We start from the raw sequence: 10,346 nt of genomic DNA, 5'->3' as shown, positions 1-10,346 counted from the left end.
ATCAAATGAGGCCTCATACGGCTTTAAAATACAAAACGCCCGATGAAGTACATCGAGCGTTTTAGTTAAAAAGTGTCAACCCATATCAGGACGGGTCACTCTATTGTGAAGAACAACGCTTAAAAGTCTTCTAGATATTCATCTAAATACTCTTCTTCTTCGATGTTAACTTCTTCTACCGTTTCAACTTCTGCTTTAAAGTTTTGACGTTGGATATAAACATCGCGAGTTAGAATATATGGATCCGGCGACGAGTCTAGCTGCGCTTCTTGCGGTACTAATAAAGCACGCTTCTCCATTCCTTCAAACGCCCACTTACCCAAACTCGCCCAGAAGTTGAGATAAGAGAGGGGTAAATACGTACTATCTACGGTATCTGTCACTTCACGTAAGGTATACGGACCATAACCTGGAACCATGAAGTAAGGACCATTTCCAACACCATAGTGGCCTACTGCATCACTGAACGCTTTCTCGTCGTACTTCGTAATACCCGCGGCACTTGCAATATCGAATAAACCGAAAATACCGAACGTCGAGTTAATCCAAAAACGGTTAAAGTGGTCCACGGCTTTCGTACCATTACCCATGATTAAGTTATTAACCATGCTTGCTGGCTCATCTAAGTTCGATAAGAAGTTAGCGATACCAGAACGAATAGGAACTGGCGTGTATTCTACATACGCAAGTGATACAGGACGAACCAAATACGGATCTAAATATTCGTAGTTGAGTTCCCACATGGTTCGGTTAAAGCCTTCCAACGGGTCATACACATCAGAAGTCGTTTGATTTGTTTCTTGTCCTGTTACTGCTTCATCAGGCGCACTTGAACAGCCAACCAGTCCAACGGCTAACAGCAACAAGAAGGTAGATTTACCCTTGTTATACATTTTATTTTCCATAACGACTATTAATGTACCTAAGTCACCCCGATTAACCATTGTACGTATGTTGAGCAGGATACATAGTAAAGATGACTCAGATATGGGAATAAATAAAGGCCAGCAATCGCTGGCCTTCGGTATTCTACTCGATCGTTTAGAGTCATACCACTAAAGGCAACTGACTCTACCTCGTTGTCATGTTTCAGAGACAGATGTTAACAATTAATACTGCTGATCAATGGTCACTTCTACTGGTGCGCCAAATTCAACGACGTCACTTTCTCCGTGCCAATCTTGATCACGCGTTGCTACGTTACCGTCAGAATCTACACGCACACGGACGATGAGCTTATCGAGTGAAGATAACTTTTGCCCTTGCATCATGGCATTGCCATCATCTAATACGACTGTGCGAGGGAAAGTACCTAGCGGATAACGAGCAGCAGCCACAGGCATTGGGGAGCCATCTGAACGATGTACTGACACAATCAGAACTGCGTTTGGATCCAACTGAGCATTTGGTGCCACATTAATTGTCACAGCTACACTCTTATCCGGTGAAACCGCTTCGCCCATTTGCTTACGAGCACTCTCAATACTTCGTGACAACATCTCGTATCGGCTATCTTCTGGACCAATCATTTGCTGCATGATTCCCCAGTACTTTATGGCTGCCGGGAAGTCTTGACGCTCAAACGCATCGAACGCTAACAAAGAAAACACACGCAGGTCGACATAGTCTTGCTGCATCAGCTTGCCGAGTAATGAGCGAGCCGTCGCTTGATCCATTTCCTCTTGAGACAGCATCAGAGCTTGTGCATAACCCAACATCACATCAGGATCTTTGGGCTCTAGGCGGTACGATTTTTCCATCGCATCGATAGCCGTGGTGACATCACGATTTGCTAACGCAATACGACCTAGCAGTAACCAACCTGTCGAGTCTTCCGGCTGGTAATGTAAGCGAGTTCGAAGGGCAAGGGTCAAATCCGCCATTTCATCGTCACTCAGCGGCTCAGAAGAAGCCGACATCAGCTTTTTCGATAACTCAGGTAGATTTGCAGACACTTCTTGCCATTGAACAATATCGTCTGACGCGCCAAATTTATAATACAAACCATAGCTCAGCACCACCGTCAGAATTACCGATGGAACTAAAACCGCGATTGGAGAAACCTTGGTTTCTTTTTGCGCTTTATCACCAGGGATATCGTCAAGCAGTGATTGCTTTAGATCAGAAATCAGTTCGTCTTCACTTTCAACCAGACCTTCGTCAGTTTCTTCTGCAAGCTCAGATAGTCGGTCTTTATAAAATGCCTTGTTGAGCTCATCGCGTAACACATCATCATTGTTCGCTTTTTGTTTAAGCAGCGGCAAAGCCACCAGCGCACAAGCAATAAGCGTGAGAGCAACGGTGGAAATCCAAAATAGTGTCATTACTTCTTATCTCCGTTGTTCTCTTCTTCAAGCAATGCTTTTAAACGAGCTTCTTTTTGCTCATCCCATTGCTCGTCACTGCTCGCTTTTGCCTTAACTTTAGATTTACGGCTACGCAGTACAATCAAACCAAAACCACCCAGTACTACAGCGAGTGGCCCTAGCCACAAAATCGCAGTCGCGACCGTAAATGGTGGGTTGTAAGTCACGAAGTTACCGTAACGGGCGATCATGTAATCAACAATCTCATCTTTGGACTTACCTTCTTTGGTCATTTCGTACACCTTATGGCGTAAGTCCTGAGCAAGTTCAGCGTTAGAATCCGAGATCGTGTTGTTCTGACATTTAGGGCAACGGAGCGTATGGCTTAACTCTTTGAACTGCTGTTCTTGTTCCAAATTATCAAACTCGTACACTTCAATGGCCGCATGAGCAGCAAGAGATAATGTCATCGCAGCAAAAACGGCAAGAATTAGCTTTCTCATTGCTTCGCCTCCTCAACCAATTTGTTGTAAAGCGGCTCCAGTGTTTCTGACCAATTACGTGGGTTTACATCCCCTACATGGCGATAGCGAATCACACCATTTGCATCAATAATGAATGTTTCTGGAGCACCATAAACGCCAAGGTCAAGGCCAAGCATACCACTGCCATCAAATAGGCTGATCAAGTACGGGTTGCCGAGATCATTCAGCCAACCTATTGCTTTATTACGATCATCTTTGTAATTCATACCGATGATCTTAACGCCCTTACCCGCCAATTCGTTTAGGTATTTATGCTCTGCATAACACGTTGGGCACCACGTTGCCCAAACGTTCAAGAGCAACGGTTCACCTTTAAAAATTGATTGGTCGTACTGTTTTCCAGGCTCAGCCAGGTCTTCTAAATGAAACTCAGGAACTGGCTTGCCAACCAAAACCGACTCCAATTTAGTTGGATCATCGCCCTCTTGGTTACGCATTAATTGGGTTGCGAAAATGCCCGCTAGAATCATGAAAGCGACAAGCGGAATAAATAAGATTTTCTTATTCATGTTATGCCTCCTGCTCTTTTGACTTCGCATTTTTCTTCGGCGATTTACGGAAGCGGTAGCGTTTATCAGAAATCGCTAGTGCGCCGCCTAATGCCATAATCAAAGAGCCAGCCCAAATCCAACGAACGAACGGTTTATAGTAAATACGAACAGCCCAAGATCGGTTGTCGTCTAAACGTTCACCCATTGCAATGTATAGGTCGCGGCTAATACCGCGGTCAATGGCTGCTTCAGTCATCATAGACTTAGCCGTACGGTAGAAGCGCTTCTCTGCGTGAAGCGTATTCACGTATTTGCCATCGTGTGTGATCTCAAAGTCTGCGATGTAGCCATCGTAGTTTGGACCATCTTTATCACGCAAGCCTGAGAAGTAGAAATCATAGCCTTGAATTTGGAAGTGTTCGCCAGGTGCTAAACGTACATCACGCTCGATGCTGTAGTTCTGTACCATCGCAATACCGATAACAGATACCGCCAGACCAACATGACCCAACATCATTGCCCAGTGGCTACGTTGCAGCTTGCGAACACCTTCACTAAAGCTATGACGGTGCGTTGCGCGCTCGTACAGTTCAAAGCCATGCATCGCAATAATCCAAATCGCCATCACCCAACCAATGTAAGCCATGGTTGAGAAGAAATCGGCAAATAGGTACACGCATAGCGCGGCCAAGGCGAAAGCAAGAACACCTGAAACGAGCATTGGTTTCACAAGTTTAGATAAACTGTCTCGCTTCCAGCGAATAAGAGGACCAATACCAAGCAGAAAAGCAAATGGCATCATTAACCACGCAAATAGCATGTCAAAGAATGGCGCACCGATAGAGACCGACCCCAAACCAAGCTGCTTGTGTACGAGCGGCAACAGTGTCCCCACTAACACCACAACAAGAGCGGCGATAAGTAATACGTTGTTGGCTAAGAGCGCATTTTCACGTGAGACTAAGTCGAAGTTACCTCGTACACGCACTGCTGCCCCTTTTACGGCAAACAGCAATAAAGAGCCACCGATAACGAAAACTAGGAAGCCTAGAATAAACATACCGCGCGACGGGTCAGACGCGAACGCGTGCACCGATACTAAAATACCGGAACGGACTAAGAAGGTGCCCAACAAACTCAACGAAAATGCAGAGATTGCCAATAGTACCGTCCACGCTTTAAATGTGCCGCGTTTTTCTGTCACGGCAAGAGAGTGCATTAATGCGGTACCCGCTAACCAAGGCATGAATGATGCGTTTTCTACTGGGTCCCAGAACCACCAGCCACCCCAGCCAAGTTCGTAGTAAGCCCACCAAGAACCTAGTGCGATACCAAGTGTTAAAAATACCCATGCAGCGGTTGTCCAAGGACGAGACCAACGAGCCCAAGCCGTGTCAAGGCGTCCAGTCATTAGGGATGCGATCGCAAAAGAGAACGCAACCGAGAAACCAACATAGCCCATGTAAAGCATTGGCGGGTGAACAATTAAACCAGGGTCTTGAAGCAGAGGGTTCAAGTCACGTCCGTCAACCGGGAAGAACGGTAACGTACGTAGGAATGGATTTGACGTTAGGATGATAAACAGTAGGAAACCCACTGAGATCATGCCCATAACAGCAAGTACACGTGCAACCGACTCTTGCGGCATACCACGACTAAACGTCGCTACAGCGACAGTCCAAGCAGCTTGGATTAACACCCATAGCAACAGTGAACCTTCGTGTGCACCCCATACTGCGGTTAAACGGTAGTACCAAGGAAGCTGACTATTCGAGTTGCTCGCTACATACTGTAACGTGAAGTCGTTGGTATAAAATCCCCAACATAAAATGGCGAAAGAGAACAACAGCATCAGGAACATAGACCAAGATAGCGGTCGCGCTGTGTTCATGAGCATGGTGTTATTATTCGATGCTCCCCACAATGGCAATACGCTCAACAGCACTGCCATTGCAAGCGAAAGAATGAGAGCAAAGTGACCGATTTCAGCAATCATTGGCCGCTTCCTTGTTTCTGTTCGGTGCTGTATTGAAGCGGTTCATGCGTTTTCTTCATCGCTTCTGCAATTTCTGGTGGCATGTATTCTTCATCGTGCTTCGCTAGGACCTCAAATGCCTCAACTGTCGTGGCATCTTTCAGTACACCTTGAGCAACAATACCCTGCCCTTCACGGAACAAGTCAGGAAGAATACCGTCATAGGTAATCGTCACTTTCGGACCGACATCGTGCAGGTCAAAACTCACTTTCAAAGAATTAGGATCTCGACGAACTGAGCCCACAACCACCATTCCACCGATACGCAGACGCTGGCCTACTTCTGGCTTGGTGCCATCTGGCTTACCATTAACCAATTCCGTTGGAGTGTAGAAAAGGTCCATATTTTGGTTAAGCGCATAAAGTATCAAACCAATGGTGGCACTAATACCGATAAAGATCGCTAGTACAATACCTAGCCTCTTTTTACGTCTCGGGTTCATAAGGTGTTCTCCATGTTCTTCGCTGCGTCGATACGAGCTTGACGGTCAATTTTTGCTTTCACTTCTTTCAATAATGCATCACCGCGGCGAAGGCTAGTGATCAGAAGAATCAGCATGGATAAGAAAGTAATACCAAACGCACTCCATACGTATGATGCGTAGCCACCCATGGCAAAAAAGTCGCTCAGAGATTCAAAATGCATAATCAGTTACCTCACTGAGTTTGTTCTGTTGCGAGTTTGCGCACCCAAGGGCGGTGACTTTCTTTACTGATGATTTCGTTACGAAAACGGACCATCGTCACGGCACCAAAGAAGAACGCAAAGCCAAAGATGTTCAGCAATAACGGCCAAAGCATGTCGGATGAAATAGAAGGTTGTTCAAATTTCGTGATCGTCGCACCTTGATGAAGCGTGTTCCACCATTCCACGGAAAAGTGAATGATAGGTAGGTTTACTACGCCTACGATCGCTAAGATACCAGCGGCTTTTGCAGCGGTTTTTTGATCGTCAAACGCATGGTAGAGCGCAATCACACCAAGGTAGAGAAATAGCAGAATCAATTCAGATGTAAGACGGGCATCCCATACCCACCAAGTGCCCCACATAGGCTTGCCCCAAACAGCACCTGTAAGTAGAGCAATAAAAGTAAATACTGCACCAATCGGAGCCATCGCAAGTGCCGCCATATCAGATAGGCGAACTTGCCATACTAGGCCAATAAATGCAGCGATCGCCATCGACATATAAACGCCCATAGACCAAATAGCTGATGGGACATGAATGTAGATGATTCGGAAACTGTCACCTTGTTGGTAATCTGAAGGCGCAAATGCAAGCCCCCAAACCGTACCAACCGATAAGCATACGAGGGCCAATACAGAAAACCAAGGCAGAAACTTACCACTCAAACGATAAGCTGCTTCTGGCTTGGCATAAGGATGTAGCCATTTCCACATGTTTTGTTCTCACTCTTACTTCAGGGACACTGTCTAAAGGGTTGAGACCGTAGCAGTGCTTTAATAATAATTCTTTGATCAAGCGCCGCTTCATTGGCACTTTATTGAGTTAGTTGACACTAACTCGTAATGCGGCACTGATGGCAAAAGGCGTTAATGTCATCGCCCCCATTAGCATCGCACCTAAAATCGCTAGTTGACCGTTATACGCCATACCGAGTGCGGCAGCATCAATTGCCGATGTTGCGAAAATCAAAATTGGGATGTAGAGCGGAAGAATAAGCAAACTCAAAAGAACGCCACCCTTTTGCAACCCAACAGTCAACGCCACACCAATGGCGCCAATAAAACTTAGTGTTGGTGTACCGATCATCAAGGTTAATACAACCGATAGCCAAGTATTGAAGTCGAGCGAAAGTAAAACCGCCAATAATGGGCTAATTAAAATCAGAGGTAACCCTGTTAACAACCAATGTGCTATGACCTTTGAAACCACTACAAGTTGCAATGGAATCGGCATTAGCATCATTTGTTCTAGTGCACCGTCTTGAAAATCATCACGAAATAGACGCTCTAATGATAATAAGGCGGACAGCAATGCGGCAACCCAAACGATGCCCGCTGCAATACGTGCTAACAAATTAGGCTCTGGTCCAATACTCAGAGGAAAGAGAGTAATGACAATAATAAAGAACCACAGCGGGTTCAGAATGTCTGCCTGACGGCGAAATGCGATTAGGAGCTCACGACGAATGATGGTGGTCATCGAGGAAATCATATCAGTCACCCAGCTTTATTTTTCTAAGTTTCGGGCTGTCCGCAAACATATCTTGATGCGTCGTCAACACAACAATACCGCCATTATCAGCATGACTTGCGAACAAAGATTCAAGCACCTTGACACCTTGCTTATCAATGGCAGTCAACGGCTCATCTAAGATCCATAAAATTTGCTTACTGAGCCATAACCTTGCCAATGCGACTCGTCGTTGCTGACCTGCGGAAAGTTGTGCTACAGGCACATCTTCTCTACCAGCTAATCCTACTTGAGTCAAAGCGATAAAGATTTCTTCGTCTGAAGAGCGATTATTTTGAATAGATTGATAAAAACGTAAGTTTTCTAATGCGGTAAGCTCTCGTTTCACTCCTGTTTGATGTCCTAAGAAAAGCAGATCTTGATGGAAAACATCACGAGATTTTTCAACCTCTTCGCCTTTCCATTTAATGACACCTTCTTCTCTATCACCTAACCCTGTCACAATCCGTAGCAATGTAGTTTTACCAGTACCATTACGCCCTTCGATCTGGACCAATTCACCAGGCTTAATTTCAAACTGCAGGTTTTCAAACAGAACCCTTTCATCACGGATTGCTGTCAGGTTAGACACTTCTAACATAGAGCTTCAACTAAAAAATGAACGAGCCGCTATATTAGCACAGCTTAGTTATGACAAAACAGGATAAGAGGGCTAGGTTACATGTAAGTTCATGTATTTTTGTTAATTAATCATCACACTTTAATAAAATTAACTATAAGTAGTTATAAGCGCTCATTTTGAATTTGAGAGGCCAGAGCTAAGAGCAAGATCGACTGAAGGTTATCTAGGGTTGTATTTAAGAAGAGCATTAGCGGCTAAAAACAAAAAAAGAGGCGTAATAACGCCTCTTTTTTATCGCTTGATAACCTTTAGCGTCGACGACGTCCACGCGTTGGATATTCTGCGTCATCTGATGGCTGACCACTTAATGGTGGAATCTTCTCTTTCCCCGCCAGTTTCTTCTGCAGTGAAAGCATCAACTCAGCTTCGGCTTTTGGTAGTTCGCACTCTTCAATCAGCTCGTTGATATCAGCGCCAAGCTGTACCATTTTAGAAGCGCGACTGTACAAGCGACCATCAGTATCAGCGTGTTCGAGTTCGCGAATTCTCTCGTTTAAGTGCTGAATAATGTCCTGTTGCTCCGTCACTTTTTGCCCAAGACCAACGACAACCGAGCGCACTTCGAGTAACTGCTTACTCAACTTTTGCACTTCTTTATCTGCGTGTCGAGATTGAGCTCGTTGTTGGTCTAACTGCTTTTGTAACCCCGAGCGAATCCGCAGTTGCAAAACAACCAATACTAACACGATAAAAGCGACGCCACCCGCAAGGAATGGAGCAGATAAAAGAGTCTCTTCAGCCATCATCATTCAGCCATTAAAGGTGAGCCATCTCGTCCCACTCGTCATCTGTTAGCAGCTTGTTCAAATCCACAAGGATAAGAAGCTTGCCGTCACGGTTGCTCACACCCTGGATGAACTTCGCACTCTCGTCGGTACCAACTGAAGGCGTCGTATCAATTTCAGAAGAACGCAGATAAACAACTTCTGCCACGCTATCTACTAAGATACCAATCACTTGACGCTCAGACTCGATCACAATAATACGAGTGTTGTCAGTGACTTCGCCTTCCATCAGGCCAAAACGTGAACGTGTATCGATAACAGTAACTACATTACCGCGTAGGTTGATGATACCAAGTACATAATCTGGTGCACCTGGAACAGGGGCAATTTCAGTATAACGAAGTACTTCACGAACTTGCATTACGTTGATGCCGTACGTTTCTTCTTCTAGCTGGAACGTCACCCACTGAAGAACTTCGTCATTCGATGCATCTTTCTTCACTTCTACTTCAAAAGCTTGAGACATAGTTAATCCTCGTTAATGTCGTTCCCGACTTAAATCTAATTCAGTGATTTGACATCTAAACCGGCGTTTAGCATGTCAATGAGCGCCTGGACATGAATTAAGGCACACATTTTTTCTTTTACCATGCCCGCTAGCCAAGGGCGTTTACCCGCCTGCTCACGCCAGCGAACCTTGTCGATATTAAGCGTTTCAGTCCCCATTAATTGGTTACTGGCCAACCCCCACATGCTCTCACCAAGCATGACGACATATTGGTAGTTATCTTTATAGCTATCATCACGAAGCTTATCTGCCATCACCCATTTCGCGGTATCGACGACATCAAACTGTTGCTCGCGATTTGTTTGTAGCCCCAAATACCAGGCGGGTTTTCCTATCAAATGGTTAAGCTCGCTAATGCGATGAATACCACCTAACTCATCAAGAGGTACAGCAAACGTGACACCATTCACATCAAAGTAAAGAACTTGGAAGTCCTCACTTCGCTTCGTACTCTCCCAGGCCGTTGGTATATCGGAATCTGCTTGTGTTTCGAGTTCAGTATCGACGTTCGATTCTATATTGATACTTTGTTCGATCACTGCGTGAGGTTCATCCACCTCTGGTTGAGCTTCTTCAAAAACTGGCTCATCAATCACCCAGTCCTGTATTTCCTCAACACCCTGAAGCTCAGGCACCTCACTAAAGGTTTGTACCTCAGGCTCAGCCGCTTTTATCTCTGCTGCAATATCAATCGTATTTTGTTCAAGAATACTATCAATATCCAACTCAGCCACTGGGTTGCTTGCTTCAAGCTGACTTAATAGCCTTTGAACATCTTCCAGGTTTGGAGCTTCCAACTCTGGCGGATATGTTTCTTGAAACTGGTACGTTTCTGG

At 45.3% G+C, this 10,346-nt stretch carries 13 protein-coding genes; all 13 read right to left on the bottom strand.

All coding sequences use genetic code 11. The features are described 5' to 3' along the window. Positions 1-119: 119 nt before the first annotated feature. Positions 120-893 (bottom strand): VacJ family lipoprotein, encoded by a 774-nt coding sequence (locus IQP38_RS03480; protein WP_005380523.1) that lies wholly within the window; start codon positions 891-893, stop codon positions 120-122. 216 nt (positions 894-1,109) lie between these two features. After that, complete coding sequence (ccmI, locus tag IQP38_RS03475) at positions 1,110-2,324, bottom strand: c-type cytochrome biogenesis protein CcmI (RefSeq protein ID WP_017820807.1); 1,215 nt, start codon at positions 2,322-2,324, stop codon at positions 1,110-1,112. Continuing rightward, entirely contained in the window at positions 2,324-2,809 is a 486-nt protein-coding gene (locus tag IQP38_RS03470) for a cytochrome c-type biogenesis protein (RefSeq protein ID WP_005380519.1), read from the bottom strand. The genes ccmI and IQP38_RS03470 overlap by 1 nt, the downstream gene beginning before the upstream one ends. Next, positions 2,806-3,360: a DsbE family thiol:disulfide interchange protein gene (locus IQP38_RS03465; RefSeq protein WP_005380518.1), complete on the bottom strand. Its 555-nt coding sequence runs from the start codon at positions 3,358-3,360 to the stop codon at positions 2,806-2,808. The genes IQP38_RS03470 and IQP38_RS03465 overlap by 4 nt, the downstream gene beginning before the upstream one ends. A 1-nt stretch (position 3,361) precedes the next feature. Next, positions 3,362-5,338, bottom strand: a complete 1,977-nt coding sequence (locus IQP38_RS03460; protein ID WP_021034009.1) for a heme lyase CcmF/NrfE family subunit — start codon at positions 5,336-5,338, stop codon at positions 3,362-3,364. Further along, on the bottom strand, positions 5,335-5,820 hold the full coding sequence (gene ccmE / locus IQP38_RS03455) for a cytochrome c maturation protein CcmE (protein WP_005380516.1): 486 nt from the start codon (positions 5,818-5,820) through the stop codon (positions 5,335-5,337). Before ccmE ends, IQP38_RS03460 begins: the two co-directional genes overlap by 4 nt. After that, positions 5,817-6,023 carry a heme exporter protein CcmD gene (gene ccmD, locus IQP38_RS03450; protein ID WP_005380515.1) on the bottom strand — a complete coding sequence of 69 codons (207 nt, stop codon included), beginning with the start codon at positions 6,021-6,023 and terminating at the stop codon, positions 5,817-5,819. Before ccmD ends, ccmE begins: the two co-directional genes overlap by 4 nt. 11 nt (positions 6,024-6,034) lie before the next feature. Then, the gene (locus tag IQP38_RS03445; RefSeq protein WP_005380513.1) at positions 6,035-6,778 is read right to left on the bottom strand and encodes a heme ABC transporter permease; all 744 of its coding nucleotides are present in this window, start codon (positions 6,776-6,778) and stop codon (positions 6,035-6,037) included. Between the two features lie 109 nt (positions 6,779-6,887). Then, entirely contained in the window at positions 6,888-7,556 is a 669-nt protein-coding gene (gene ccmB, locus IQP38_RS03440) for a heme exporter protein CcmB (RefSeq protein ID WP_005380512.1), read from the bottom strand. A 1-nt stretch (position 7,557) separates the two neighbouring features. Beyond that, positions 7,558-8,175: a cytochrome c biogenesis heme-transporting ATPase CcmA gene (ccmA, locus tag IQP38_RS03435; protein ID WP_005380511.1), complete on the bottom strand. Its 618-nt coding sequence runs from the start codon at positions 8,173-8,175 to the stop codon at positions 7,558-7,560. A 290-nt stretch (positions 8,176-8,465) separates the two neighbouring features. Further along, on the bottom strand, positions 8,466-8,960 hold the full coding sequence (locus IQP38_RS03430) for a DUF2802 domain-containing protein (RefSeq protein WP_031777229.1): 495 nt from the start codon (positions 8,958-8,960) through the stop codon (positions 8,466-8,468). A 13-nt stretch (positions 8,961-8,973) separates the two neighbouring features. Further along, positions 8,974-9,468 (bottom strand): chemotaxis protein CheW, encoded by a 495-nt coding sequence (locus IQP38_RS03425; protein ID WP_005380507.1) that lies wholly within the window; start codon positions 9,466-9,468, stop codon positions 8,974-8,976. A 35-nt stretch (positions 9,469-9,503) separates the two neighbouring features. Next, a partial coding sequence (locus IQP38_RS03420; protein ID WP_193837311.1) for a chemotaxis protein CheW occupies positions 9,504-10,346 on the bottom strand: 843 nt, incomplete at its 5' end.

The organism is Vibrio sp. OPT41 (assembly GCF_015163595.1).
Taxonomy (GTDB): Bacteria; Pseudomonadota; Gammaproteobacteria; order Enterobacterales; family Vibrionaceae; genus Vibrio; species Vibrio alginolyticus.
This window is presented reverse-complemented; position numbering and strand designations above follow the sequence as displayed.